This is a genomic window from Erythrobacter sp. W302b (genome assembly GCF_046452395.1).
GTDB lineage: Bacteria > Pseudomonadota > Alphaproteobacteria > Sphingomonadales > Sphingomonadaceae > Erythrobacter.
Genome location: NZ_JBKFDH010000001.1, coordinates 2,626,042 through 2,649,691 on the forward strand (window position 1 = coordinate 2,626,042; position 23,650 = coordinate 2,649,691).

Sequence of the window (23,650 nt, forward strand, 5' to 3'; positions counted from 1 at the left end):
TCAGGCGAACATGCCGTGTGTCGGCGCGGCGGGGCTGCCGGATGCCTCCTCCCCCTCCTCGGCGCGGGCCGCGAGTGCGGCGGCGGTCGAGGGGTGGCGGTGGTCCGGCGCAGCCTCGCCATGACGGTTGGCGGAATGGCCGAAGGATGGTTGCGAGCCCCCTTGCCCCCCACTAGGGGAAGCCCCGTAGCGCGGATCGGACGTGCCATTCTGACCCGCGCCCGGCTGACCGAGGAACTGTCCAGTCTCGGCGCTCGCCGAAGCGGCAGCGACCGCGCGGTCGGCCAGCGCGGCCTGAATCGCGGGGACAAAGCCGGGATCGCGGCTCGCCAGCACCGCGCGCCAATCCTGCGCGCCGGATTGTTCGAGGCGAAGCGCAACGAAGCCGAATTCACCATGCCGCAGCGTCATTTCCGGCCGCGCGCTGCGCAGGGCTTCGCGCAGATCGCCGACCTGCGCGATGCTCGATTCGAGCTGCGGCGCGGGCACGCGGGGTGCATCGACGGGTTCGGGCGCGGGGGTGGTGAGCATCGCAGGCGGGGCCGCGAGGGCTTGGGCCGGAGGGAGGGCAGACGGCGCCGGGCCTTCCGGTGCGGGCAGCGGCGCGGCAGGGGCGCGTGATGGGGTGGCCGGCAGGTCTGGTACAGGCTGGGCTGCATCCGCGACCGGCACCAACGTCACGGTGGAGGGAGCAGGCGATCCGCCCTTCCCGGGCCGAGCCGCCGGGGCCGTAACCGCGCGCTCGGCCTCTGCCGGACGCGCTTCGCGTTGCGGCGGTGCGGCGGGCGGGGTCGCAGGGACAGGCAAGAGCATCGTGGCGACGAGCGCGGGGTCGGGCGCTGAGGGCTCAGGAAGCGCGGCGTCAGCGTCGGCATCAACGGCAGCGTCAACGAGTGCGGGGGGCACGGTGATGATGTCTGGAGCAACCTCGTCCGCTACGGGCACAGGCAGCGCTTCGTCTGGATCTGGACCTGGCGACAACGGGCGGACCGCCCCGGCACGGAGGGTGGGCGGCGCGGTCGGCAGCGACACCGGCGGCGGCGGCGGCGGCAAAGGCACGCCCGGCTCCGGCACATTCTTGCCGGTCGGCAGGGCGAGCGGCGGGTTGGACGGGGGGGCAGGGGCAGGCACGGCAGCCTCACTGGCGGCGACACTCTCCGGCAACGCGGCCCCCAGCAGCTCGGCAAAATTCAGCCCGGTCCCCGTCAGCACAGGCGCTTGCGGCATTGCGTCACCGGCGGCGAGCGCGCCGGGAGCGCTGAGAAGGTCGGGCAAAAAGGGGATCATCGCGGTCGTCCTCGGCTGTCGGGATCAGTCTTCACCTCGACTTTGCAACTTGCGTGCCAGCGGCAGAGCGCGCGCCGCTTCAGCCTTGGCTGCGGCGAGCGCGGTGCGTGCTTCGGCGGCTCGCTCGGCGAGGCGCTTGGCGCGGGTTTCGGCGCGGGTGAGGCTTTCGACCTGCCACGCCCGCTGGCGCGCGGCATCGCGGGCGGCGTCTCCGGCGTTGACAGCAAGCTGAGCGAGCCCGGCGGTGAACTCCGCCCGCGCCTGCAAGGCCGCCCCGGTGGTCGCCCCCGCACCCGGCGCACTCGCGGCGACGAGGCTGCGGCTGCGTTCCGCCAGCGCATGACTGCGCGCCTCACTCTCCAGCGCTTCGGCGAGGCCGCGCAAGGCCTGCTTCCTCGCAACCTCGGCGATCAGGCTCTGGCGGCGCAGCAGCGCGAGGCGGCGGGCTTCACGCACCCGGATCAGCCATCAGCGCCGCCAGCGCGGCGTGGCTGGCGGCAAGCGGTTCGGCCTCGCCGCGCGTCTGGGTGAGGAAGGCGTCAATCGGAGCGCTCAGCGCCAGCGCCTCGTCCAGCAGCGGGTCGCCGCCCGCGCGGTAGGCCCCCATCAGCACCAGATCGCGCCCGGCCTCACGCGCGGCGATCAGCGCCCGCAGCCGCCGCGCCGCCGCAAGGATGGGGGGCGGGACGAGATCGTCCATCACCCGGCTGAGGCTCGCGGGCACGTCGATAGCGGGATAGTGCCCGCGCTGCGCCAATTCGCGCGACAGGACGATGTGCCCGTCGAGAATGGCGCGCGCGGTATCGACCACCGGGTCATTGGCGTCGTCCCCGTCCGCCAGCACGGTGTAGATTCCCGTCACCGCCCCGCCCGTCCGCGCGGAATTGCCCGCGCGCTCCACCAGCCGGGTGATCGCGGCGAGCGCGGAGGGCGGATAGCCCCGCGCCGCGCCCGGCTCCCCCAGCACGAGCGCCAGCTCGCGCGCGGCATGGGCGACACGGGTGAGGCTGTCGAGGATCAGCAGCACGCGCTTGCCCTGCGCGCGGAAATATTCGGCGATGGCGCTGGCATATTGCGCCGCGCGCAGCCGCAGGTTGGGGGCATGGTCGGCGGGCACCGCGACCACCACGATCCCGCCGCGCCGCGCGCCCGCCATGTGCCGGTTCACGAAATCCGACACCTCGCGCGCCCGCTCACCGATCAGCGCGACCACGGTGACATCGGCGACGGCGTGGCCCGCGATGGTATCGACCAGGACCGACTTGCCGACGCCCGATCCCGCCATGATCCCGAGCCTCTGCCCCACCCCCATCGTGGCGAGCGCATTGATCGCGCGCACCCCGCAATCGAAGGGATGTTCGACGCTCGCCCGCTCCAGCGCGCCTTCGCGCTTGCCCGCCAGCGGCCAGATATCCGCCAGATCGAGCCTTGGTCCGCCGTCGATCGGATCGCCCAGCGCATCGACCGCGCGGCCCAGCAATGCCTCGCCCACGCGCACCTCGCCCGGCGCCCCAAGCGCCCGCACCCGCGCCTGCGGACGCAGCAGCATGGCATCGCCGAGCAGCATCATCAGCGAATGGCCCGCGCGGAAGCCGATCACTTCGGCGAGGCACTCCGCGCCCGCGTCATTTTCGATCAGCCCCAGCGAGCCGACCGGCAACGGCAGGCCTTCCACCTCGATCAGCCCACCATCACAGGTCACCACCCGCCCGGTCAGCACCGGACCGGTGGCGACGGGGGCGCTGCGCATCCGCGCCAGATCGAGCTGCAATTCGGCAATCATCCGCGCACCGCTGCGGCAATCGCGCGGCGCCACTCGGCGGGGCCATCGCTGACGCTGCCGTCCGCGCCTGCAATCAGCACTGTCCCGCGTTCGAGCGCCGCGTCGGATGTGACGCGCCAACCGGGCAGCGGCGCATCTGCCAGCAGGGCGATGTCTTCGGGGTGGAGATGCAGCGTCAGCGTCTCCGCCGCCCCGCCAATCCGCCGCGCGGCGGCATGGCAGCGGGCCAGCAACCCCTCGCGCTCAATCGCGGCCCCGGCCAAAGCACCCTCGCACAGCGCCAGCACCGTGGCGGCGAGATCATCGGCCAGCACGTCGCGCGCGGCTTCATCCAGCGCGCGGAAATTGAGCCTGAGCGCCCGCTGGCGCGCGCCATGTTCGGCGGCTTCGGCCTCGGCCGCGGCGCGCCCGGCGGCGAGGCCATCGGCATAGGCGCGGGCGCAGGCTTCCACCGTCGGGTCAGCCGCCTCACGCTCGGGCGGCAGCAGCGGTGGCGGGGCTTCCGGCTCCGGAGCGGCGAATGGCGATGCCTCGCGGAACACGCCTCCCTCACCCAATTGCGCCAACCAGCCGGGCGCATCGAGGGTGACAGTCTGGGGTTCGGCCAGCGCGCCGAGCCAATCAGACGAAGTCGCCACTGCCGCTTCCGATCACGATTTCGCCCGCATCGGCCAGGCCCCGCGCGATCTCGACGATAGCCTTCTGCGCGGCGAGCACCTCGCTCTTGGCCAAGCGCCCGCGCAGCTCGATCTCGTCGCGCACACCGTCTGCCGCACGGCTCGACATTGCGGCAAAGAACGGCGCACGGTCGGCGTCCTTGAGGCCTTTGAGCGCAACGACCAACATGTCGTTGTCGACATCGCGCAGCAACCGGCCCATCCCCATTGGATCGAGCGCGAACAGCATTTCGAACGTGAACAGCTCGTCCTTGATCTGCTCCGCCAGCGGCGCATCGCGCTCGGCGATGGCGGGCAGCACGGTGCCCCGCACCTCGCCCGCGGCCAGGTTGATGAGGTTGGCCGCATCGCGCGGCCCGCCCAGCATCAGCGCCGCCGTACCATAGGTCGCGGAAATGCGCTGAGTGAGCAGCGTGTCGATCGTGCTGACAGCGGTGGCGGAGATCGCACCGCTTTTCGCCACACGCTCCACCACCAGCGTCTGCAATTCGAGCGGGAGCATCGCCAGCACGGCGGCGGCAGGCTCGGGCTCGATCAGCAACAGCAGCGCCGCGATCATCTGCGGGTGTTCGTCAAGGATCAGCCGCACCAGCACGCCGGGCGCGAGCCATTTCGCCAGTTCGAGGCTGCGCGGGGCGGCATCCGGCTCGATCCGCTGCATCATCGAATCCGCGCGCGCGGGGCCGAGCGCCTTGTCGAGCAGATTGCGCACCCGGTCGGTCCGTCCGCGCATCGGCAGCATCTCGCGCGCCGCCTCGCCCGCGAAATCGGCGAGCGCTTCGGCCATGTGCGGCTGATCGATCTCCCCCAGCGCCATCATCGCGGCACCGAGCTTTTCGAGTTCAGCCGGCGTCAGGCGGGCCAGCAGGCCGGTCGCCTCCTCGTCGCCCAGCAGCATCAGGAACACCGCCGCACGGTCCACCCGGCTGAGCAGGGCAGGCGGCGTGGCGGGGGGGGGATCGGTCAGGGCATCGTCCTGAATCATGCCGCACCAGCCTCCCCCGCGCGCGGGTCCGGCCCTTCGAGCATCCGCTGCAAGGCTTCGACCGCACGTTCGGGCTGGCTCGCCGCCAATCGCCGCGCGAGTTCGACCTGCTGCGGAAGATCGGCAAGCGCGACGCCTTCGTCACCGGCGGCAAGCGTCGGGCCGCTGTCCTGCGCGTCGGCATCGACAATCATGCCAAGCGGCGCGTCTTCGGCGGGCAGCGTGGCGGGGGCGGTCTTGTCCTTGAGCCTGCCGATCAGCGGGCGCACCGCCAGCAGCAACACCAGCAACACCGCCAGCAAGGCCGTGCCATACCGCACCAACATCGCGAACCACGGCTCCTCATAGAAGGCGGGGGGTTCGAGATCGACCGGATCGAACTTGCTCGCCACCACTTTGACCATGTCGCCGCGCTGGGTGTTGGCGCCGACAGCGGCGCTCACCAACGCTTCCAATTGCTGCGCGGTCATCGGCGCGGCGGCCTTGAGCGCGGCGTCGCTGACGGCAACCGCGACCGAGAGCTTCTTCAATGCGCCCGGCCCGGCGGTGGTGACAGCGACCTCGCGCCCCAGTTCGTAAGAGCGATCTGTCGCGGTTTCGGTGTCGGTCGAGGGGGCGGTGGCGGGCGGCGGCGGGTTGGGCGCGCCGTCGACCAGCTGGGCCTGCGGTGGTGGGGTATTGGCCGGAACGCCCGGCACACCGCCCACCGGGCCAGCTCCCGTTCGGCTGGCGTTGCGCGCGCTTTCGGCCCGGATCGCGCCTTCCTTCTCGTAGGTTTCGCGCGCGGTGGTGACTTCGGCCGTGTCGAGTTCGACCTGCACCTGCGCCGAATAATTGCCCTCGCCCAGCAAGGGGAGCAGCAGCGCATCGACCTGTTCGCGCAGCTTGGCCTCATGCTCGCGCTGGAGCGTCAGCCCCTCGCCCTCCTGCGCGCGCGGATCGGTCAGCAGCCGGCCGTTCTGATCGACCACCCGCACCGCATCGGCAGACAGCCCCGGCACAGAGCCCGCGACAAGATTGACGATCGCGCCCACCTGATCGGGTGACAGGCTGCGCCCGCTCACCAGCCGCACCATCACCGAGGCCGAGGGCGGGTTGTTCTCCCGCACGAACACTGATCTTTCCGGCGTGGCCAGGTGGACACGGACGCTTTCGATCCCGTCGATCTCGCGGATCGTCAGCATCAGCTCGCGCTCCCGCGCCAGCCGCAGACGCTCGCCCTCCAAGGTGCGCGAGGTGCCGAGCGGCATCGCGTCGAGCATCGCCTCGGCCCCTTCGGGCGCAGCAATCCCGGCGTCGCTCGCGACCAGCATCTTGGCGCGGTAGAGATCGCCCTCGGCCACCGACAGCGCGCCGGTGCCGCTGTCGATCGCATAGGCGATGCCGCCCGCCTCCAGCGTTTCAACCACCTTGGCGCGCTCCGCATCGGTCAGGCTAGTGTAAAGCACCCGGTCGGGGCCAGAGGAAATCGCCATCCACACAGCCGCTGCTGCCGCCAGCGCGCCCACGCCCGCGAGGGCCGGCAGCGCGCGGGCCAGCGCGGGCTGGTTGACGAAGCCGGCCACTTGCGGCGGCAACATGGTGCGCCATCCGCTTGCGGGCGCCAGCGGCGGGCCCGCCGGATCGGCGGGGACGGGCAAGGCATCGGCCATGGCTTAACCCCCCATCCGCATGATGTCTTGATAGGCGTTGAGCAGCTTGTTGCGCACTTGCAGCGTAGCCTCGAACGCGACTCCCGCTTTCTGGCGCGCCAGCATCACCTGCGCGATATCGGTCACCTGCCCGCGTTCATAGGCGACCTGCATCTGAGACGAATGCTCCTGCACCGCGCTGACCTGCCTGAGCGCGGTGTTCAGCGTATCGGCAAAGCCCGAACCGGGCGCCTGTGCCGGAACGAAGGCGCGCCCCGCCTCGCTCGCCGCGCGCACATCGCGCAGGGCGGCGCTGCGGGCGAGCACCTGACTGCGCAGGGCCATCACATCCTCAATGCCGAAGCTGGCGCGCCCAATGCCGCTCACCCCGCTCACGCCGCACCTCCTGCGGCGAGTAGCCCGGCCCCGCGCATCGAGGCGAGGCGATAGCGTAGCGTGCGTTCCGATATGCCAAGCGTGCGTGCGGTCGCGACACGGTTGCCGCCGTTGCGATTGAGGGTTTCGAGGATCGCCCGCGCTTCGGAAGCGAAGGCGACATCCGACAGGGACCGTGCGCCGGTGGCAGGGACCAGCGGCTCGCCCACCGCACCCACGGCCGTGTCGAAGACAATGTGCTCGGCCGCGATGGCGTCTGAACCACCCGCCAGCAGGATCGCGCGGCGGATGACGTTTTCGAGCTCACGGACATTGCCGGGCCAGGCGTGGCTTTCCAGCAGCGCCAAGGCGTCGGCCCCGATCCAGCCCGGCTCGCCCGGCGCAGGCGCGTGGCGCAGCAGCATCGCAAAGGCGAGCGGGGCGATATCCCCCGGCCGGTCGCGCAGCGCGGGCAGGGTGAGCGGGAACACGTTGAGACGATAGAGCAGATCCTCCCGGAACCGTCCGGCCTCGACCTCGCTCGCCAGATGGCGGTTGGTGGCTGCGACCACGCGCACATCGATCTTGAGCGGCTTGGTCGCGCCCAGCGGCAGCACCTCGCCCTCCTGCAAGGTGCGCAGCATCTTCGATTGCAGGGCCAGCGGGAGTTCGCCGATCTCGTCGAGCAGCAGCGTCCCGCCATCCGCAGCGCGAAACAGCCCCTCGGCGGCTTCGGCCGCGCCGGTGAAGGCGCCCTTCTTGTGACCGAACAACAGCGCCTCCAGCATCGCTTCGGGCATGGCAGCGCAGTTGACCGCGACGAAGGGGCCATCGGCGCGGGCCGAGAGGCGGTGGACGAAGCGCGCCAGCACTTCCTTGCCGGTGCCGGTCGGCCCTTCGAGCAGGACCGGAATATCGCTCGCCGCGATCCGCTCGGCCAGCGTCAGCAGCGCCAGCGATTGCGGATCGCCCGCCACCGGCCAGCCGCCTTGTGCCGAGGCCGCGATCAGTGCCGCACGCGCTGGGGGCAGCGCGTCAGGGTCATAGGCGAGGGTGATCCGCCCCGCTCCGGCAAGCGCCAGCGCGGGGGCGGCGGCATGGGACAAGCCAATCGCCACCTTCCCCCCGCGCGCGATGGCGGCGGCCATGGGGGGGCGCAACTCGTCACCCAAAACGATCCGGTCATGCTGCCAGCTGCCGCCCATCAGCGGCACGGTCATGCCGATCAGCGCCTCATGCGCGCCGGTCTGCGAAGCCGCTGCCGCCTCGTCGCCTCTCGTGCTGATCGCCCGTTCCCTCATGCTTGCCCCTGTGTGGTTGAACTGCGGCGCAAATGCCGTCTGTGTCGGCAAGGCTCTGCCGCACACAGGCTGCACAAGCGGCAAATACGGAACCTCGTAGCTTCCCCTAGCGGGCCTTCTGGGAACACCGAGGCCGGTCCGGGCCATGACGCTCTGCTTACAAGATCTGACCAATATATCATTGATTTCACCTCGGAAATTTCTGACCTTAAACATTCCGCGGGGCAGCCGCTCTATGGGCCAGCAGCGACGGGCCAGTTCGTCCTGCCTGACCATTCGGGAGTTTGAACAATGAACGTGATCAACACCAACACCTCGGCGCTGCGTGCCAGCAACGCGTCTGTGTCCGCCGGCAAGATGCTCGGCACCGCGATGGAGCGTCTGTCTTCGGGCAAGCGCATCAACAGCGCCGCAGACGATGCCGCTGGCCTCGCCATCGCCAACTCGATGACGTCCCAGATTCGCGGGATGACGCAGGGCGTCCGCAACGCCAATGACGGCATCAGCCTTGTCCAGACCGCAGAAGGCGCGCTGAACGAGGTGACCAACATGCTCCAGCGCATCCGTGAGCTGAGCGTTCAGGCCGCCTCGGGAACCTTCGCCACGGCCGACCGCACCAACATCGGCCTCGAAGTCACGGCGTTGACCGCACAGATTACGCAGGTCATCACGGGGACCGAGTTCAACGGTATTTCGCTGCTGAACTCGGGCGACGCGATCAATATTCAGGCCGGTTCGCGCAGCTCCGGTGACACGATTGCGATCACCCGCACCGACCTCACCCCCGTCACTGCCGCAACATACAGCGTGGCGGATGCGGCCGCCGCGACCACCACCATCGCAACCGTCGACACGCAGCTCACCGCGGTTAACGGCGCACGTGCCTCGTTCGGTGCGAGCCAGAACCGCCTCCAGTCGGCGGTGAACAACCTGACCAATGTCTCGACCAACCTGACCGATGCGCGGTCGCGGATCATGGACACCGATTACTCGGCGGAAACCACCGCGCTCGCCAAGGCGCAGATCCTCGGCCAGGCCTCGACGGCGATGCTGGCACAGGCCAACCAGTCGCAGCAGAACGTGCTGTCGCTGCTGCGTTAAGCCCTACCCCGCACCCCCCTTTCCCCCTGAGGGGCGGGCAGGGAGAGCCCGGAGCCGCACGGCTCCGGGCTTTTGGTGTTGATGGGCGAGCCGTGAAAAAATGATGGAGCGCTGACTATTCTGGACTGGCAAGCGGTCGGGCCACCACAAACCGCCATTGCACATCGCTATCCGGCAAGAGCAGGGTCTGTTCAACGACACGTAGCGGCTCGTTCGGAAACTGGTCAGAGTTGTAATGGACCGGCTCCCGCGATTGACGCCCTCTGGGTTGCAACCTTCGATCCCACAAGGAGCGTGACCTGAAGTCGGTCAGCCCGTCCGCGCTGATCTGCCAGTAATAACCGCTTTTCGGCGCCAGGAAGCGGCGATCGCCGACAGCCTGCGTCAGGAGTACCTCGCCCTCAGGCCCAATCTCTGCTGAAGCGATCAAGGTCTGCAATACAGCAACCAATTGCTCGTCATACTCATGGATCAGCGCACTCGTTGGCGAAGGAGCGACTGTTTCTGCCGTTGGCAGTGTGGCCATCGCGAGAGCGATTGCGGCGGCAATCGTCATTCCCATTCCTCCGATAATCAGTTTCGAATTGATCATGGGATGTAAGGTTGGGGCTGGCCGTCCAAGGTCCGCCGACTGGGCTACTGTCTGACCGTAATCTTCGGAATCGCGCAGCATACGGGCCGCCTGCATCGAGGAGGTGGTCCCGAGCTTGATCCGCGCCATCTTCAACCGCTTTTCAACCGCGTGATGGCTTATCCGTAGGTCAGCCGCGATTTCTTTAGCGGACATGTGCTGCAGCCACAGCCGCAAGCAAAGCTTTTCGCGCTCGGTCAGTCTCGCAAGGCGGTCACTTGGATGCATTCCGCGGACCATAGATTTGGTTAGGGCAGATCAAAAGTACTGCCGGTTGGTACCTCTGGCAGAAGGCGCTGTGCGTCCATGGTGTTTACTACGCCGCTTGGGTGTCTGCGTCGGCACCGCCTCAGCGTCCTGCCTTGGCAAACGCAGTCTTGGCTGTCGTGGCCGCAGGCGCTCGGTCGCCGCCGCCTACACCCCGCCCCTCCAGCAGCAGCAGCGAGATCCGGCGATTCCGGGGATCGGCGGGGTTATCGGCGATCAGCGGTTCGGTTTCGGCCACGCCTTCGATCCGGGCGAAGCGCGTTTGCGCGACCCCGCCCAGCACCAGCGCCTGGCGCGTGGCTTCGGCCCGGCCGGTGGAAAGCGACCAGTTATTGGCCCTGACCCCGCCGCGCCACGGCAACGAATCGGTGTGGCCGCGCAGGATCAGCGGGGCGCGTTCGGTTTTCAGCGTCTCGGACATGATCCCCAGCAGCGCGCGCGCTTCCCTGGTCAGGATCGTGGTGCCGAGTTCGAACATCGAGAAATCGGCGTCATCCATCAGGTCGATACGAATGCCATCGGGCGCGCGCATCACCCGCACTTGCCGCGCGAGGTGCGACGTCTGCTTGCTCTGGGCGAGCTTGTCCTCGATCTTTTCGCGCAGGGCCTTGAGCTCGTCGACGTCGGACGCCTCGCCCCGCCCGGCTTCCTTGGGCCCGCCTTCGGCGCCGCGCGGAATGGTGAGCGTCTGCGTGCCAGTTTGGCCCTGCCGGTTGGGATAATTATCCACATCGGTAATGGAGCTGCCCCCCAGCAAGCCGTCCGCCCCCACGCTTTCTTCGCGCAGCTTCACCAGCGTGGGCGTGAAATAGTCAGCGATGCCCTTGCGCTGCTTCTCCTCGGTCGCGCCGAGCAGCCACAGCAGCAGGAAGAAGGCCATCATCGCGGTCACGAAGTCGGCATAGGCGACCTTCCATGCCCCGCCATGATGGCCGCCTTCGACGATGGTGACCTTCTTGACGATAATCGGTGCAGGGATCGCCGCTGGCTTGGGTTTGGCCTCAGCCACCTCAACGGCCCCGCATCATGTCGAGCAGGTCGGTCAGCTTCGGACGGTGTGCAGGCGGCAGGCCTGACCGCGCGGCCTCAAGCACCAGGGGCTGGGGATAGCCATGCAGGCTGGCGATGATGACCTGCTTGATCGAATGGAAGATCTGGCTGTCGTGGCCGTTGATCTGCTTCAACCGGGTGCCCAGCGGCCCGGCAAAGCCATAGGCCAGCAGCACCCCCAAGAAGGTGCCGACCAACGCCGACCCGATCATGCTGCCGAGGATCTCGGGTGGCTTGTCGATCGCGCCCATCGTCTTGATGATCCCGAGCACCGCCGCCACGATCCCCAGCGCGGGCAAGGCATCGGCAAGCGACTGGATCATGTGCTCGGGCTCGCTCATTTCATGGAGCTCGGTCTTGATCGCGCTATCGATCACATCCTCGACCGCATGGGTGTCGAGCGTGCCCGATGACACGACCAGCAAGGTCAGCGGATCGCAGATCATGGCGGTCACCACCGGATCGGCCTGAAGGCGCGGATATTCGGAGAACAGCGCCGATGCCGCCGGATCCGTGACATGGCTTTCGAGCGCGACCGCGCCTTCGGATCGCAGCACCTTCATCAGCTTCGATGTCAGCGCGATCGCGTCGATATGGTCCGCGTCGGTGTATCTCGGCCCCTTGAACACTTTGCGCAATCCGCTGCCGAGCAGCTTGATCGCATGGAGCGAATTGCCGATCAACGTCGCGCCGACAGCCGCGCCGCCGATCATCATGAATTCCAGCGGCATCGCCTTCGCCACGGGACCAAGCGCGCCGCCGGCGAGCATGAACCCGCCGAACACCATCACCAGCAACACCACGATGCCGATTGCAACAAACATCGGGCCGCCCCCTTAACGCAGCGCGTCGAACAGCGTCAGCGAACTGACGCGGGCAAAGGCGGATTGGGTCGCTTCCAGCGCCGTCAGCGATTGCTGCAACCGGGCGATGGCATCGGCAATATCGGTGTCACCCACCCGGCTGCGGCGTTCGGCGCGCGCAATCTTGCGGTCGGCCTGCTGGGCTTCGACCTGTTCGACCCAGGCCATCCGGGTGCCGAGAATGGCGGTGGCGCGGCCTGCCGTATCGAGCGCGGCGTCGATCCCTTCAAGCGCGCTCTTGGCTGCCGCAACCGGATCGGGCGCCCCGCCTTGCAAGGCCGCCACCAGTCCATCCAGCACCGCAAAGGCGCTGGATGGCGAGCCGTTGAGGTTGAATGTGAACTTTTCGCTCCCCGGCAGGCCACGCTCGATCGCGGTGCCCGGCGCCACCGGCACCGCGCCGCTTTCCGGCGTGCCGATATAGGTGACAGTGCCAGCGGCATCACGGGAGAAGGCAAGGCCAGATGACTGCCCGGCAAACAGCGGCTCACCGGTCAGCGAGGCGCTGTTGGCGCGGGTGAACAGCTCCTGGCTCAGCTGCGCCAGTTCGAAGGCAATCGCCTGCCGCCCATCCGCTCCGGTCGCCGTGTTCGCCGCCTGCACCGCCAGTTCCCGCGCACGCTGGAGCAGCGCTGTCACCGCTTCGACCTCGGTTGCCGCCGCGCCGAGATCCTGCCCGAGCCGCACGGCATTATCGCTTTCCGCCTCGGCCAGAGCCGCGCGCCGGTCGATACTGCGCAGCTGCGCGGCACCGGCAGGGTCCTGCGATCCGCGCTCGAACTTGCGACCGGTGGCGATCTGCGTGCGGGTGCGTTCGATCCCGTCACGCAGGTCTGCCATCTGGGCGAGCGAGCGGTTGAAAAAGGAACCGGTCGAATTGGTCACGGAACTCATGGCGGCGCGCTCCCCTATCTGAGACCAAGGATCGTATCGAACAGCTCGGCGGCAACCTGGATGACCCGGCTGTTGGCCTCGAACGCCTGCTGCATCCGGATCAGGTTGGCGGCTTCGGTGTCGAGATCGACGCCGGTTTCTCGCAGCAGCTCCGCCTCGGCACTGGCAGAAACAATGGCGAGGCCTTCGCTACGGGTTTCAAGCGCCGAGACGCGGCTCGACAGGCCGAGCAGCAGCGAGTCCGCGCCCGAGGCCGGGCCTGTGGGCGCCGACAGCGCCGTGATGAGCGCGGCAAGATTGGCGGTGTTGGTACTGCCCGCAGGCGCTCCGGCGGGCGCGGTGGCAAGGCCATTGGCAGAGGCCAGCACCACGGTGATGTCGGCTGCACCGGTGCCTGCGAACAACGGCTGGCCGGAGGTGCCGTCAAGGCCAACACCGGCGGCCTGCGCCGCGTTGGCGATGGCGACGACCGAAACGGCGATGCCATCAAGTCCGGTCTGAACATTTGCCATGTCCGCCAGCGCGCTGGCGCGGCCCGCCATCGCTCCGCCGGCTGGCACAAAACCGGTGGCGCCGACAGCAAAATTGGCGGTGCCATTGGCGGCGAAGGTGACACTGACCGCCTGAGCGGTCGCCCCCGTCACAAGCGCCACAGGCGGCGTGCCCGCCAGCATGACATCGGCCGTGCCGTTGGCGTTGATGGTGGGCTGGATGCCAAATTGCTCAGCCAGTCCGCGCAGCGCCTTGTCACGGGCGTCCAGCAGCGCCGCGCGGCCGGCCGTGCCTTCGCGCGCGCCAACCAGATCGGCGTTGATCTCGGCGAGTTCCTTGGCCAGTTCGTTGACTGTGAGTACCTCGGCGCTGGCTTCACCCTGCACCAGACTGCGCGCATTGGCGAGCGTCCCGTTGGCAACGCGGAAATTGCTCGCTAGCTTGCGTCCCGCCTCCACCGCCGTCACCCGCAGCGCAGGTTCGGTCGGGTTGCTCTGCAACTTGTTCAGCGCGGCTTCGAAACCGACGATGCCGGTGAACAGGCCCGACGTTTCGAGCGCGCTTTCCGCCTCGCGCAGGGCAAAGAACTCCGCTTCCGCTGCCGCCACTGCCGACGAGGCATCCCGCGCCTGACGCTGCACCAGCGCGCTTTCCGCCCGCTTGATCGCACCGGGACGGACGCCGCCCAAGGAATCCGCCGCATTGGTGCCGATCGATCCGGTCATCACCAACTCGCCCTGCGTCAGGGTACGGCGCGTGTAATCGGGGTTGGTGGCGTTGGCGATGTTCTGCGCCGTCAGCTCAAGGCTGCGCCGCGATGCGGTCAATCCCGAACGGCCGATGGTGAAGATCGCGGTAGGCATCAGCTATCCCCTTTGCTGGGAAGGTGTTGCGCAAGTTGTGCTTCGATACTCCGGGCAAACCCGAAGGCGCCCGATTGGGCGGCAATGTCAGCGAAATGTTCGTCGCGCATCGTCTGGAACTGCTGCATCCCGCCGCCGGTGAGCGGGGTTTCCTCGGCGAAGTGGGAGGCCCGCGCGCTGGCGAGCAGTTTGCGCAGCATGATCGCCTCGAACCCCTCCGCCGCCTTGCGCAGCTCGGCCCGTTCAGACGAGAGAGCAGGGGTTCCCGCGCCAGCAACCGGCCCGATCACAGCACGACCATTTCGGCTTGCAGGCTGCCGGCCTGCTTCAGGCTTTCGAGGATCACCACCAGATCCGATGCGCCCACGCCGAGCAGGTTCAGCGCATCGACAATCTCGGTCAAGGACGCGGCGGCAGGCATGTAGGCGACCCGGTCGCTGGTTTCCTCGATGGTGATATCGGAGGATTCCTCCTGTGCCGTGACGCCATCGCTGAAGGGCGCGGGCTGGATGATCGCCGGGTTCTCGTCGATGCGGATCACCAGTTTGCCGTGGCTGACCGCTGCGGGGGCAAGACGGACCGCATCGTTGATGACGACCGTGCCGGTGCGGCTGTTGACGATCACCTTCGCCGCGACCGGCGCGGGGGAAACGCCGAGCATCTCGATCTCGGCCATGATCCCCGATCGCACGTCATTGCCCGGGGGCAAGGCAAGCTCGATGCTCACCCCGTCAGCGATGCTGGCGATGCCGGGATAGCGGCCATTGATCGCATCCCGCACGCGGGCGGCGGTGAGGAAATCGGCCTTGTGGAGGTTGAAGCGCAAGGTGGGCGAGGCGTCGAACCCGGTGGCGACCGCGCGCTCGACGCTCGCCCCGTCGGCGATGCGGCCCACGGTGGCGACATTGACGCTGACCTGCGAGCCATCTCGCCCCGTCACCCCCAGCCCGCCGACCGCGACATTGCCCTGCGCCATCGCATAGATCTGTCCGTCTGCGCCATAGAGCGGGGTCAGCACCAGCGCCCCGCCCCTCAGGCTCAGCGCCTGGCCAAGGGTGGAGACGGTGATGTCGATCCGCTGCCCCGGCTTGGCGAAGGGCGGCAGTTCGGCGGTGACGATCACCGCAGCGGCGTTCCTGAGGATCGGCGAGACACCCGGCGGCAATTGCAGCCCCAGCCTGCCGGACACGCCGCGCATCGCCTCGGTCACATATTCGAGGTTGTTGTCGCCCGTCCCTTGCAGGCCCACGACCACGCCATAACCGGTCAGCTGGTTGGCGCGCAGGCCTTCGAATTGGCCGAGATCGCGGATGCGCTCGGCATGAGCGGGGGCAGGGATGTGCCCTGCGACTAGCGCGATCAGGATGTAGAGGATCGGGGCAAGGATGCGGATGCGGTTCATGGTCGCGGGCTCCCTCAGAACGGCGAGATCATGGTGAAGAAGCGGCTCAGCCAGCCCGGACGGCTCGCCTGCTGCACCGCGCCCTTGCCCGAATAGATGATCCGGGCATTGGCGACCTGCGAGGATGCCAAGCGGTTGTCGCTGTCGATATCGACCAGCCGGATCCGACCGGCGAATTGCACCCACTCGTCTCCCTGACTGAACATCATCTGCTTTTCTCCGACCACTTCAGCGGTGCCGTTGGGGTAGATCGCGGCGATGGTCACAGCGACCGCGCCGTTGAGGCGGCTCTGCTGCGCGGCATTGCCCCCGCCAGTGAACGACCCTTCGGCCGCAGCTTTAAGGGCATTGGGGTTGAGAAAATCGAGCGGGCCAGAAGTGGGCGGCGTGATCCCGAAGCTGCCTTCGCGGGCGGTGCTGCCGGTGGTGCTCTTGGTCGTGGTGGTCGCTTCGGTGAGGATGATCGTCACCATGTCGCCCAGCTGGCGCGCACGGGTGCCGGTGACGAGGCCGGAATAGCCGCTGCCGGTCTGAAAGATCGCGCCTGCGGTGGTGGCAGGCTTCATCGGCTCGGGCGCGGCGACCCGGAGCGGATCGCTTGCCCCGGCCGCGACCATCGCGGCGCCGGGCGGGGGCGGGGCGGTGAAGCCCGCTTGCGGCCCCTTGCCGCCCAACCCGCCGCACGCGGCAAGCCACAGCGGCATGGCAAGGATGGCGATACGACCCTTCATGCGCGGCCTCACAATGTCTGGTTGGCGTTGCGCAGCATCTCGTCGACCGCGCTCACCATCTTCGAATTGATCTCGTAGGCGCGCTGCGCCTCGATCATCTCGACCAGTTCCTCGACCACGTTGACGTTCGAGCTTTCGAGCATCCCCTGCCGGATCTGCCCGCGCCCGTTCTCGCCTGCAAAGCCGAGTTCGGCGGGGCCGGAAGCGGCGGTTTCGACAAGGAAATTGTCCCCGATCGCCCGCAGACCGGCGGGATTGACGAAGCTCGCCACAGTCAGCTGGCCGAGCAAAGTCGGCTCGGCATTGCCGGGGGTGAGCGCGCTCACCGTGCCATCGGGCGCGATAGAGATCGATTGTGCGCCCTGCGGCACCTGCAAGGGCGGCTGCAAGGCATAGCCCTGCGCCGTGATCAGCGTGCCGTCATTCGCCAGCGCGAAATTGCCTGCGCGGGTGAAGCCGATCTGGCCACCCGGGGGCAATTCCACCTGAAAGAACCCGTCACCATCCAGCGCCAGGTCAAAGACATTGCCGGTGGGGTTGAGCGTGCCCTGGGTCGACATCCGGCTGGTGCCTTGCACCTGCACCCCCGTGCCGAGATTGAGGCCCACGGCAAAGGCCGTCTGCCCGGTCGAAGCCTGTCCCGCAACGCGCTGTTCCTGATAGGCGAGCGTGGCAAAATCCACGCGGTCGCGCTTGAAACCGGTGGTGCCGATATTGGCGAGGTTGTTGGCGATGACGCGCATCCGCGCATCCTGCGCTTCTAGCCCGGTGCGGGCGACGTGAAGGGCTGAGGTGGGCATGGGTCAGGTCTCCTTTGGAATTAACGCAGCGCCATCAGCCCGCTGCCCGCTTCATCGAGCGTTCCGGCGGTGGCGATGATCTTGGCGCGCTGTTCGAAGGCACGCTGCGCCTCGATCATCTGCACCAGCGTATCGGCGGTTTCGACATTCGACATTTCGAGCGTGCCGGGCGTGAGCCGGGCGGTCGGATCGGGGGGCAGCACGCCGGTTTGGCCATTGGCGCCGGGCACCTTCAGAAAGCTGTCGATCCCCTTGGCCAGCGGGCTGCCCGCGGGGTTGACCAACCGGATGCGGTCAATCGCCTCCGCAGCGGCATTGGGCGCGGCCGGGTCGCTGGCGAGGATCGTGCCGTCGGGGGCAAGGCTGATGCTGAAACCGGGGGGCACGGTGATCGGCGCACCGCTTTCACCCAGCACCGCCAGCCCCTCGCCGTTCTCCAGCACGCCCGAAGCCGCGACCCGCAGATCACCGCGCCGAGAGTAGATTTCTCCCTGCCGGTCGGGGGACTGGAAAGCGATCAGCGCCTTGCCCTCCAGCGCGACATCGAGCGGATTGCCAGTCGGCACCACCCGCGCGGTCTTCATATCCGCGCCGCGCACATTGCCGCGCGCCATGGCGCGGGCTTCGAGCGATCCGTCCTTGAGCGTCGCCGGCGTGACCGCGAAGATTTCCTGACGAAAGCCCGGCGTCGAGGCGTTGGCGAGGTTATTCGCCACCACCCGCTGCCGGTCCATCGCCGCGTTCATCGCGGTCATGGCGGTGTAGATCAGCCGGTCCATCGGGCGATTACTGCTGGCGCAGATTGAGGACGGTGGTCGAAATCTGCGTCGCGGTGTCAATCGCGCGCGCGTTCGCCTGGAAGTTGCGCTGCGCGATGAGCAGCGAGACCATTTCCTCGGCCAGATCGACGTTGGAGCGTTCGAGCGCGCCGGTGATCATCTCGCCGTAATTGCCGATGCCCGGATTGCCGAACACCGCTACCCCGGAATCCCCGGTCGCCTGCCACTTGGTCTGGCCGATGGCGCGCAGCCCGTTGGGGGCGGGGAAGGTCGCCAGCGCCACCATGCCCACCGGCACGGTGGTGCCATCGGCATAGGCCGCATTCACGACCCCGCGCACGTCGATGGTGACATTGGCAAGGGTCGATCCGGCGGCATTGGTGATCGGCACATCGACATCGGCGGGCGTGTTCGATGTGGGATTGCCCGCCGCATTGACCGGATAGGCCTGCAAGCGGTTGCCCCACGCATCCTCCAGCTCGCCCGTCGCGCTCAGGCTGAAATTGCCGTTGCGGCTGTAACTGACGTCGCCCGAAAACGGGTTGGCGAGCGCAAAGAAGCCATCGCCATCAATCGCCAGATCAAGGCTGCGGCCGGTCTGTTCGAGCGGGCCGAGCACAAAGTTCTGCGTGATCGCGGCGAGGGCCGCACCAATGCCGGGGTTGCGGCGCGGATCGGTGGAGGAGCCGGTGGCGACCAGATCGGCGAACTGCGCCGTGCTCTTCTTGAAGCCCACGGTTTCGGCATTGGCGATGTTGTTGGCGATGACACGCAGATCGGTCTCGGCATTCTTGAGGCCGGACAGGGAGGTGAAGAACGACATGGCGTTGGTCCTTTCTCAGGAAGGGGAAGGGTCAGGTTTGCGGCTTGGCGGGAAGGAGGGCCGCTTCCTGCGCGGCGATCAAGCGGTCGAGCTTGGTCGATATCTCCTCCAGCGTCGCTCCGCTTTGGGTGGTTGCGGCGAGCGCGGAAAACTGCGCCATCTGCGCCAGCATCGCCTCGTTGTCCGTCGGCTCAAGCGGATCCTGAAAGGTCAGCTGGGTCGTCAGCAACTTGAGGAAATCGCCGCCATCAAGCGCGCCCAACCCGCCGCCCTTGAGCTGCGAGGGCTTGTTCAAGCGGTCGAGGGTCGCCTGCGCTGCGGGGGTGACTGTGGTGGGGGTGGTCATGACTGGCTCCTCAGGGTTTCGAGCATCAGCTGCTTGGCGGTCTGGAGCGCCTGCACCAGGTTCTGATACTGGCGGGCGCTCTCCATGATCTCGACCATCTCGGCGGTCTCATCGACCGGGGCTTCAAAGACGTAGCCATCCTTGTCGGCGAGCGGGTGGGAGGGATCATGGCGCTTGGTCGGGGCGGTCTCGGCGCGCACCAGTCCGCCGGTCGTCACCCCGGCAAGGCCCGAGGCGCGGTCGAGCTCAACGGCGAAGACCGCGCGGATCGGGCGATAGGCGCCGTCCTCCGTGGTGGAGACGGAACCGGCATTGGCGAGGTTCGAGGTCGCCGCGTTCATCCGCACCATCTGCGCGCTCATGGCGCGGGTGGTGATGGAGAACAGCGTCATGGGCTGGCGATCGGGCATCGGCCTTACTCGCCCTTGAGCGCGCGGGTGATGGTGTTGACCTTGCCCTGCACGAAGCTGAGCGTCGCCGAATAGGCCACCGCGTTTTCGGCAAAGGCGACCTGTTCCCGGCTCAGTTCGACCGTGTTGCCATCCATCGACGGCATGGTCGGGCTGCGCCACACCATTCCGGCGCGGGTGTTGGCGGACATGACCCCGCGCGCCCGCGCCAACCGGGCATCGAGCGCGGCGTTGAAATCAATGTCGCGCGCCTTGTAGCCGGGGGTGGCGGCATTGGCGATGTTGGACGCGATCACGCCCATCCGCTCCGACCGCACAGTCAGCGCGGCGCCGTGGATACCGAAAAGTCGCTCGTTCACGCTTGAGGCTCCTGATGCTGCGGGACGGGCCCGCGGGGTTGCGGCCCCAACAGCAGGAAGCGTGCCAAACCAGCGCGTTACCGGGCGCGGTGGGGGAAGGAGATGTTGGGCGGCAGGCTCTTGCCGGATCCTCGCCCCCCCTGTGGCAAGCCTCTGCCGCCGCCAGACGCCTTAATCCGCCGGTTGTGCCGCCGTTCTGACAGCGGCAATTAACGCGAGGGGATCTGTGATGCCGCCTACCCTGCCCAACCTATCCCACCTGTTCGATCCCGGTTCGCTGGGGATTGTGGTCGTCGGCACAGTGCTCGCCACGGTCGCGCGCTGCGGGTGGGGCGATTTCGGCGCAGCAATCAAGGCAGCGAGCGGATTGATGCGGCGGCGCTTTCAGATCGAAGCCAACCGCAAGGCGCTGGCCAAGGCGGTAAGCGCCATCCAGCGCGATGGCTTCCACCGCGCCGATCCCGCCCTGCCACCCGACCGCGCGCTGAGCTTGATGGTCGAAACCTATCTGCGCCACGGCGCGCCCGAAGCGCTCGGCCAGATCCGCAAGGCCGAACGCGCGCTCGATGAAGCGCGCCGTGTGAGCGCGTCGCAGGTGTTCATCTGGTCGGGCGAACTGGCCCCGGTGTTCGGGCTGATCGGCACGCTCTACGGCCTCGCCCAGCTCACCCCTGCCACCGGAGCAGACGTGACGACGATGATCATGAGCGGCGTTTCGACCGCCGTGCTCACCTCGCTTTACGGCGCGCTGCTCGCCCACCTGGTGTGTTACCCGCTGGCGAGCGCGATCGAGCGGCGCGGGTTGATCGAGGAGCAGAACCGCGAAATGCTGGCCGCATGGTTCGTCGCCCAGATCGATCTGGCCGATGTCGCCGCCACGGCCCGCCGCGCGCACCTGCGCGGAGTGACATGACCCTCAGCGCCGCCCACCCGCGTGGGGGCCATGGCTGGCAGCTGATCCTCGCCGATCTGGCATTGATCCTGTTCCTGCTGGCGCTCTCCGCCCTCCCCGCCGCCGAGGCGGAGAGCGGACGGCGTCTGGCCGACACCGAAGCACGCGAGCGTGATGCGCTCGGGATGCTCCACGCCGAGGTCGCTCCGGCGCAGGCGCTGTTCCGGCCCATTCCGGGCGGGCCGAGCCTTGGCGCATGGCTCGCCGCGCAAGGGCCCGACCCGCGCGCGACGCTGACGATCTTCGCGGTCCACACCAGGGGCAGCGAAGCGGCGGCCTGGCGGCGCGCCAGGGCGCTGGCCGCCGAAGCGCGCGCCAGCGGGGTGGCAGTGCGCGCGATCATCACCGCCGGAATGCACGAGGAGGTCTATGCCAGCCTCGCCTATGATGCGGTGATTGCCGAGGTCGCCTCCTGAACCCCGCCCTCGCGCTTGGCATGGCCCTTGCTGAACCACCGCCAGCGCCAACGCGCAGAAACAAGGAGCGCCCCCGCGTGGACACAAACTTTCCCCGGCACTTTGGATGGCGGCTGAGCCCGCTGGCATTGCCGATGCTGCTGCCGCTATGCGAACCCGCCGCCGAGGCGCGCGGGATGACCGATCCGGCGATGATCGACCGCGCTGTGACCGAGTTTACCGGCGCCGCCATCGGTGCCCCCGGCGGGGCCCGGGCGGCGACCGATCCGCGATTGCAGCTTGCCGCCTGCGCCGGGTCGCTCGCGGTGAGCTGGCACACTGCGGCGCGGACCGCCGTGCAGGTCGAATGCCCCGGGCCGGTCAGCTGGCGCATCTTCGTTGCCATCACGCCTGCCGCCGGATCGACCGCCGCCACGCGCGCCGCGCCCGCGGTCAAGCGCGGCGATGCGCTCACCATCATGGTGCGCGGGCGCGGTTTCAGCGTCCAGCAACCGGGCGAAGCGATGCAGGCGGGCGCGGTGGGCGACTGGATCGAGGTGCGCACCAACCGCAAGGGCGAGCCCTTGCGCGCCCGGATCGTACGCCCCGGCCTCGCGGTGATCCCCGCCGATTGAGAAACCCGCCCACCGCCCCTTAAACCCGCTCCCGCGCCGCCGTTCTCGCTCGCAGGAACCCATGCGAAGGACATTGCCATGCCCTCTGTCGAACTGAGCAAATTGCCGGGCATCAGCGCCGCACGCGCGCTCTCTGCCAGCGACCGCGCGCAGATGGACGCGCGCGCCCGTCCCGCCATTGCCGCCAACACCGGCAGCACATCCGGCATCAGCGTCGAAGTCACCGGCACCAGCGAGGCGATCCGCCCGCCGGTCGATGCCGAGCGGGTCGCTCAGATCCGGGACGCGCTGCGCGATGGCTCATACCCCCTGGTGCCGACCAAGATCGTCGATGCGATGATCGCTGCGCAGGTCAGCCTGTCACTGCCCGAGCGGAGCTGAGCCGGTGACTGACACCCTCCCCCAGGCCGCGGCGCTGTCGCAGAGCCTGCGGCAAATGATTGCCGTGCTGGAGCGCGAGCGGCAGGCGCTTGCCGCGCTCGATGCCGACGGACTGATCGGCGCGGCGCGCGACAAGGAGGCTCTGTGCGATGCGATGGCCAGTATCGGCCCGCAGACGCTTGACGGGGAGACCCGCACCCTCGCCGAGACCGCGCGACAACTCAACGAGGTTAATCGTCGGGTGCGCAATCTGCTTGCCGCCAATGTCGCTGCGCGGATCGAAGCGCTGGGTGGGCGGCGGCATGGCCTCGGCCGCTCGCCGCGCGCGACCTATGATCCGACCCGCCCCTAGGTATTCGTGCTGAGGCGGCGCGGCCTGCTTCTGGCACGCCGTTTGCACAATCCGCCCGTGAAAGCGCCGCCCATTCCTGCGGTGCTCGCCACTGGGCGGAGGATGCGTGAACCAGTCTGCTTCATCAGGGGGCCTGCCCACCGGGTCGATCCGCGTCGGGTTTGAAACCGCCGCGCGCACCCACGCCGCTGCGCGGGCGCAGCGGGAGGACGGCGCGCTGCCTGCCGCCCGCCAGATCGCCGCACCCGGTTCCCCCGTCGAAGCCGCGATTGCCCATGCGGCGCAGGCCACCAGCGTCGATTTCAACTATCTCCTCGCCCAGGCCGAGGTGGAGTCGGCGATGAACCCCACCGCCCGCGCCGCCACATCGAGCGCGACCGGGCTGTATCAGTTCATCGACAGCACCTGGCTTGATACCGTCAAGAAACACGGCCCGCGCTTCGGGCTGGAGGCGGTGGCCGATCAGATCAACCTGACGCCCTCGGGCAGCGCCTATGTCGCCGATCCCGCCCAGCGCGAGGCGATCCTGGCCTTGCGCAACGACCCGCAGGTCGCCGCGCTGATGGCGGCGGGGCTGGCGGAGGATAACCGCGCGCATCTGCTGCCAATCCTCGGCCGCCAGCCGAGCCATGCCGAGCTGTACCTCGCCCATTTCCTCGGCGCGGGCGGGGCGGGGCGGTTCCTGAGCGAATTGCAGGCCGATCCGGGCCAGAACGCAGCCGCGCTGTTCGCGCGCCCCGCCGCTGCCAACCGCGCGATCTTCTATGCGCCCGATGGCGCGCCCCGCTCTCTGGCGCAGGTGATGGACGTGATCGGCGGCAAGCTCAACCGCGCGCTCGGCCGCGCCGACGCCAGCCACACAAGCGGTTTCACCCCCGCCCCGTACTTGATCGCTGACGAGGACGTGTTCGGCCCCGGAATACCGCCCGCGCTGACGCAGGCCTCGCTGCCTGCGGCAACCGTTCAGTCGCCCCAAAGACGGCCCATGTCGCAGGTGCTGGGTGCGACCTTCGGGACCGATTCCGCCGCTGCGCCCCGGCAGGTGCGCCGCGCCTATGATACGCTCAACGCGCTGGGCCTGTGAT

Annotated in this window: 29 protein-coding genes; 7 read left to right on the forward strand and 22 right to left on the reverse strand. The window is 68.4% G+C overall.

Features of this window, described 5'->3' with window-relative positions:
- From ACLBKT_RS12420 to ACLBKT_RS12455, 8 genes are read right to left on the reverse strand one after another with little or no spacing between them, the layout of a single operon-like run.
- Complete coding sequence (locus ACLBKT_RS12420) at nucleotides 1-1,287, reverse strand: hypothetical protein (RefSeq protein WP_410183225.1); 1,287 nt, start codon at nucleotides 1,285-1,287, stop codon at nucleotides 1-3.
- 24 nt (nucleotides 1,288-1,311) lie between these two features.
- Entirely contained in the window at nucleotides 1,312-1,743 is a 432-nt protein-coding gene (locus tag ACLBKT_RS12425; protein WP_410183226.1) for a hypothetical protein, read from the reverse strand.
- On the reverse strand, nucleotides 1,736-3,070 hold the full coding sequence (locus ACLBKT_RS12430) for a FliI/YscN family ATPase (RefSeq protein ID WP_410183227.1): 1,335 nt from the start codon (nucleotides 3,068-3,070) through the stop codon (nucleotides 1,736-1,738). Before ACLBKT_RS12430 ends, ACLBKT_RS12425 begins: the two co-directional genes overlap by 8 nt.
- On the reverse strand, nucleotides 3,067-3,708 hold the full coding sequence (locus ACLBKT_RS12435; protein WP_410183228.1) for a FliH/SctL family protein: 642 nt from the start codon (nucleotides 3,706-3,708) through the stop codon (nucleotides 3,067-3,069). The genes ACLBKT_RS12430 and ACLBKT_RS12435 overlap by 4 nt, the downstream gene beginning before the upstream one ends.
- Complete coding sequence (locus ACLBKT_RS12440) at nucleotides 3,692-4,732, reverse strand: flagellar motor switch protein FliG (protein ID WP_410183229.1); 1,041 nt, start codon at nucleotides 4,730-4,732, stop codon at nucleotides 3,692-3,694. The genes ACLBKT_RS12435 and ACLBKT_RS12440 overlap by 17 nt, the downstream gene beginning before the upstream one ends.
- Nucleotides 4,729-6,384, reverse strand: coding sequence for a flagellar basal-body MS-ring/collar protein FliF (gene fliF / locus ACLBKT_RS12445; protein ID WP_410183230.1), 1,656 nt, complete (start codon nucleotides 6,382-6,384; stop codon nucleotides 4,729-4,731). Before fliF ends, ACLBKT_RS12440 begins: the two co-directional genes overlap by 4 nt.
- Nucleotides 6,385-6,387: 3 nt before the next feature.
- A complete protein-coding gene (gene fliE / locus ACLBKT_RS12450; protein ID WP_410183231.1) occupies nucleotides 6,388-6,759 on the reverse strand; it encodes a flagellar hook-basal body complex protein FliE in 372 nt (123 codons plus the stop codon).
- Nucleotides 6,756-8,039, reverse strand: a complete 1,284-nt coding sequence (locus ACLBKT_RS12455) for a sigma-54 interaction domain-containing protein (protein ID WP_410183232.1) — start codon at nucleotides 8,037-8,039, stop codon at nucleotides 6,756-6,758. The genes fliE and ACLBKT_RS12455 overlap by 4 nt, the downstream gene beginning before the upstream one ends.
- A 291-nt stretch (nucleotides 8,040-8,330) precedes the next feature.
- Here ACLBKT_RS12455 and ACLBKT_RS12460 point away from each other — a divergent pair, with 291 nt between their 5' ends.
- Nucleotides 8,331-9,140, forward strand: coding sequence for a flagellin (locus tag ACLBKT_RS12460; RefSeq protein ID WP_410183233.1), 810 nt, complete (start codon nucleotides 8,331-8,333; stop codon nucleotides 9,138-9,140).
- Nucleotides 9,141-9,255: 115 nt separating this feature from the next.
- Here the strand turns inward: ACLBKT_RS12460 and ACLBKT_RS12465 are convergent, their stop codons facing one another.
- The 14 genes from ACLBKT_RS12465 to flgB form a co-directional block, all read right to left on the reverse strand.
- Nucleotides 9,256-10,011 carry a helix-turn-helix domain-containing protein gene (locus ACLBKT_RS12465; protein WP_410183234.1) on the reverse strand — a complete coding sequence of 252 codons (756 nt, stop codon included), beginning with the start codon at nucleotides 10,009-10,011 and terminating at the stop codon, nucleotides 9,256-9,258.
- Between the two features lie 109 nt (nucleotides 10,012-10,120).
- Nucleotides 10,121-11,047: a flagellar motor protein MotB gene (locus ACLBKT_RS12470; RefSeq protein ID WP_410183235.1), complete on the reverse strand. Its 927-nt coding sequence runs from the start codon at nucleotides 11,045-11,047 to the stop codon at nucleotides 10,121-10,123.
- A 1-nt stretch (nucleotide 11,048) separates the two neighbouring features.
- Nucleotides 11,049-11,912 carry a flagellar motor stator protein MotA gene (motA, locus tag ACLBKT_RS12475; protein ID WP_410183236.1) on the reverse strand — a complete coding sequence of 288 codons (864 nt, stop codon included), beginning with the start codon at nucleotides 11,910-11,912 and terminating at the stop codon, nucleotides 11,049-11,051.
- 12 nt (nucleotides 11,913-11,924) lie between these two features.
- Nucleotides 11,925-12,845 (reverse strand): hypothetical protein, encoded by a 921-nt coding sequence (locus tag ACLBKT_RS12480; protein ID WP_410183237.1) that lies wholly within the window; start codon nucleotides 12,843-12,845, stop codon nucleotides 11,925-11,927.
- Nucleotides 12,846-12,859: 14 nt separating this feature from the next.
- Nucleotides 12,860-14,200, reverse strand: a complete 1,341-nt coding sequence (flgK, locus tag ACLBKT_RS12485; protein ID WP_410183238.1) for a flagellar hook-associated protein FlgK — start codon at nucleotides 14,198-14,200, stop codon at nucleotides 12,860-12,862.
- Nucleotides 14,200-14,490 carry a rod-binding protein gene (locus ACLBKT_RS12490; protein WP_410183239.1) on the reverse strand — a complete coding sequence of 97 codons (291 nt, stop codon included), beginning with the start codon at nucleotides 14,488-14,490 and terminating at the stop codon, nucleotides 14,200-14,202. Before ACLBKT_RS12490 ends, flgK begins: the two co-directional genes overlap by 1 nt.
- Nucleotides 14,487-15,602 carry a flagellar basal body P-ring protein FlgI gene (locus tag ACLBKT_RS12495; RefSeq protein ID WP_410183240.1) on the reverse strand — a complete coding sequence of 372 codons (1,116 nt, stop codon included), beginning with the start codon at nucleotides 15,600-15,602 and terminating at the stop codon, nucleotides 14,487-14,489. The genes ACLBKT_RS12490 and ACLBKT_RS12495 overlap by 4 nt, the downstream gene beginning before the upstream one ends.
- A 14-nt stretch (nucleotides 15,603-15,616) precedes the next feature.
- Nucleotides 15,617-16,333, reverse strand: a complete 717-nt coding sequence (locus tag ACLBKT_RS12500) for a flagellar basal body L-ring protein FlgH (RefSeq protein ID WP_410183241.1) — start codon at nucleotides 16,331-16,333, stop codon at nucleotides 15,617-15,619.
- A gap of 8 nt (nucleotides 16,334-16,341) precedes the next feature.
- Nucleotides 16,342-17,133 carry a flagellar basal-body rod protein FlgG gene (gene flgG / locus ACLBKT_RS12505; protein WP_410183242.1) on the reverse strand — a complete coding sequence of 264 codons (792 nt, stop codon included), beginning with the start codon at nucleotides 17,131-17,133 and terminating at the stop codon, nucleotides 16,342-16,344.
- A 20-nt stretch (nucleotides 17,134-17,153) separates the two neighbouring features.
- The gene (locus ACLBKT_RS12510; RefSeq protein ID WP_410183243.1) at nucleotides 17,154-17,912 is read right to left on the reverse strand and encodes a flagellar basal body rod protein FlgF; all 759 of its coding nucleotides are present in this window, start codon (nucleotides 17,910-17,912) and stop codon (nucleotides 17,154-17,156) included.
- 7 nt (nucleotides 17,913-17,919) lie between these two features.
- A complete protein-coding gene (locus ACLBKT_RS12515; protein WP_410183244.1) occupies nucleotides 17,920-18,735 on the reverse strand; it encodes a flagellar hook-basal body complex protein in 816 nt (271 codons plus the stop codon).
- Nucleotides 18,736-18,766: 31 nt separating this feature from the next.
- The gene (locus ACLBKT_RS12520; RefSeq protein WP_410183245.1) at nucleotides 18,767-19,081 is read right to left on the reverse strand and encodes a flagellar hook assembly protein FlgD; all 315 of its coding nucleotides are present in this window, start codon (nucleotides 19,079-19,081) and stop codon (nucleotides 18,767-18,769) included.
- Nucleotides 19,078-19,491, reverse strand: a complete 414-nt coding sequence (flgC, locus tag ACLBKT_RS12525; RefSeq protein ID WP_410183246.1) for a flagellar basal body rod protein FlgC — start codon at nucleotides 19,489-19,491, stop codon at nucleotides 19,078-19,080. Before flgC ends, ACLBKT_RS12520 begins: the two co-directional genes overlap by 4 nt.
- Nucleotides 19,492-19,496: 5 nt before the next feature.
- Nucleotides 19,497-19,793, reverse strand: coding sequence for a flagellar basal body rod protein FlgB (gene flgB / locus ACLBKT_RS12530; protein WP_410183688.1), 297 nt, complete (start codon nucleotides 19,791-19,793; stop codon nucleotides 19,497-19,499).
- Nucleotides 19,794-20,079: 286 nt separating this feature from the next.
- Here flgB and ACLBKT_RS12535 point away from each other — a divergent pair, with 286 nt between their 5' ends.
- From ACLBKT_RS12535 to ACLBKT_RS12560, 6 genes are all read left to right on the forward strand, one after another.
- Nucleotides 20,080-20,763, forward strand: a complete 684-nt coding sequence (locus ACLBKT_RS12535; protein WP_410183247.1) for a MotA/TolQ/ExbB proton channel family protein — start codon at nucleotides 20,080-20,082, stop codon at nucleotides 20,761-20,763.
- Nucleotides 20,760-21,218 carry a hypothetical protein gene (locus ACLBKT_RS12540; protein ID WP_410183248.1) on the forward strand — a complete coding sequence of 153 codons (459 nt, stop codon included), beginning with the start codon at nucleotides 20,760-20,762 and terminating at the stop codon, nucleotides 21,216-21,218. The genes ACLBKT_RS12535 and ACLBKT_RS12540 overlap by 4 nt, the downstream gene beginning before the upstream one ends.
- 77 nt (nucleotides 21,219-21,295) lie before the next feature.
- Nucleotides 21,296-21,832, forward strand: a complete 537-nt coding sequence (locus tag ACLBKT_RS12545) for a flagella basal body P-ring formation protein FlgA (protein ID WP_410183249.1) — start codon at nucleotides 21,296-21,298, stop codon at nucleotides 21,830-21,832.
- 78 nt (nucleotides 21,833-21,910) lie between these two features.
- Nucleotides 21,911-22,213 (forward strand): flagellar biosynthesis anti-sigma factor FlgM, encoded by a 303-nt coding sequence (locus ACLBKT_RS12550; RefSeq protein WP_410183250.1) that lies wholly within the window; start codon nucleotides 21,911-21,913, stop codon nucleotides 22,211-22,213.
- A gap of 4 nt (nucleotides 22,214-22,217) precedes the next feature.
- The gene (locus tag ACLBKT_RS12555) at nucleotides 22,218-22,565 is read left to right on the forward strand and encodes a flagellar protein FlgN (RefSeq protein ID WP_410183251.1); all 348 of its coding nucleotides are present in this window, start codon (nucleotides 22,218-22,220) and stop codon (nucleotides 22,563-22,565) included.
- Between the two features lie 106 nt (nucleotides 22,566-22,671).
- Nucleotides 22,672-23,649: a transglycosylase SLT domain-containing protein gene (locus ACLBKT_RS12560; protein ID WP_410183252.1), complete on the forward strand. Its 978-nt coding sequence runs from the start codon at nucleotides 22,672-22,674 to the stop codon at nucleotides 23,647-23,649.
- The last annotated feature ends 1 nt before the right edge of the window (nucleotide 23,650 follow it).

Bases quoted from the DNA above. Each gene is read 5' to 3' on its own strand.
- ACLBKT_RS12420 (WP_410183225.1), bottom strand. From the start codon at position 1,287: ATGATCCCCTTTTTGCCCGACCTTCTCAGCGCTCCCGGCGCGCTCGCC.
- ACLBKT_RS12430 (WP_410183227.1), bottom strand. From the start codon at position 3,070: ATGATTGCCGAATTGCAGCTCGATCTGGCGCGGATGCGCAGCGCCCCC.
- ACLBKT_RS12440 (WP_410183229.1), bottom strand. From the start codon at position 4,732: ATGATTCAGGACGATGCCCTGACCGATCCCCCCCCCGCCACGCCGCCT.
- fliF (WP_410183230.1), bottom strand. From the start codon at position 6,384: ATGGCCGATGCCTTGCCCGTCCCCGCCGATCCGGCGGGCCCGCCGCTG.
- ACLBKT_RS12455 (WP_410183232.1), bottom strand. From the start codon at position 8,039: ATGAGGGAACGGGCGATCAGCACGAGAGGCGACGAGGCGGCAGCGGCT.
- ACLBKT_RS12460 (WP_410183233.1), top strand. From the start codon at position 8,331: ATGAACGTGATCAACACCAACACCTCGGCGCTGCGTGCCAGCAACGCG.
- ACLBKT_RS12465 (WP_410183234.1), bottom strand. From the start codon at position 10,011: ATGGTCCGCGGAATGCATCCAAGTGACCGCCTTGCGAGACTGACCGAG.
- motA (WP_410183236.1), bottom strand. From the start codon at position 11,912: ATGTTTGTTGCAATCGGCATCGTGGTGTTGCTGGTGATGGTGTTCGGC.
- ACLBKT_RS12480 (WP_410183237.1), bottom strand. From the start codon at position 12,845: ATGAGTTCCGTGACCAATTCGACCGGTTCCTTTTTCAACCGCTCGCTC.
- flgK (WP_410183238.1), bottom strand. From the start codon at position 14,200: ATGCCTACCGCGATCTTCACCATCGGCCGTTCGGGATTGACCGCATCG.
- ACLBKT_RS12495 (WP_410183240.1), bottom strand. From the start codon at position 15,602: ATGAACCGCATCCGCATCCTTGCCCCGATCCTCTACATCCTGATCGCG.
- ACLBKT_RS12500 (WP_410183241.1), bottom strand. From the start codon at position 16,333: ATGAAGGGTCGTATCGCCATCCTTGCCATGCCGCTGTGGCTTGCCGCG.
- flgG (WP_410183242.1), bottom strand. From the start codon at position 17,133: ATGCCCACCTCAGCCCTTCACGTCGCCCGCACCGGGCTAGAAGCGCAG.
- ACLBKT_RS12510 (WP_410183243.1), bottom strand. From the start codon at position 17,912: ATGGACCGGCTGATCTACACCGCCATGACCGCGATGAACGCGGCGATG.
- ACLBKT_RS12515 (WP_410183244.1), bottom strand. From the start codon at position 18,735: ATGTCGTTCTTCACCTCCCTGTCCGGCCTCAAGAATGCCGAGACCGAT.
- ACLBKT_RS12520 (WP_410183245.1), bottom strand. From the start codon at position 19,081: ATGACCACCCCCACCACAGTCACCCCCGCAGCGCAGGCGACCCTCGAC.
- flgC (WP_410183246.1), bottom strand. From the start codon at position 19,491: ATGCCCGATCGCCAGCCCATGACGCTGTTCTCCATCACCACCCGCGCC.
- flgB (WP_410183688.1), bottom strand. From the start codon at position 19,793: ATGGGCGTGATCGCGTCCAACATCGCCAATGCCGCCACCCCCGGCTAC.
- ACLBKT_RS12535 (WP_410183247.1), top strand. From the start codon at position 20,080: ATGCCGCCTACCCTGCCCAACCTATCCCACCTGTTCGATCCCGGTTCG.
- ACLBKT_RS12540 (WP_410183248.1), top strand. From the start codon at position 20,760: ATGACCCTCAGCGCCGCCCACCCGCGTGGGGGCCATGGCTGGCAGCTG.
- ACLBKT_RS12550 (WP_410183250.1), top strand. From the start codon at position 21,911: ATGCCCTCTGTCGAACTGAGCAAATTGCCGGGCATCAGCGCCGCACGC.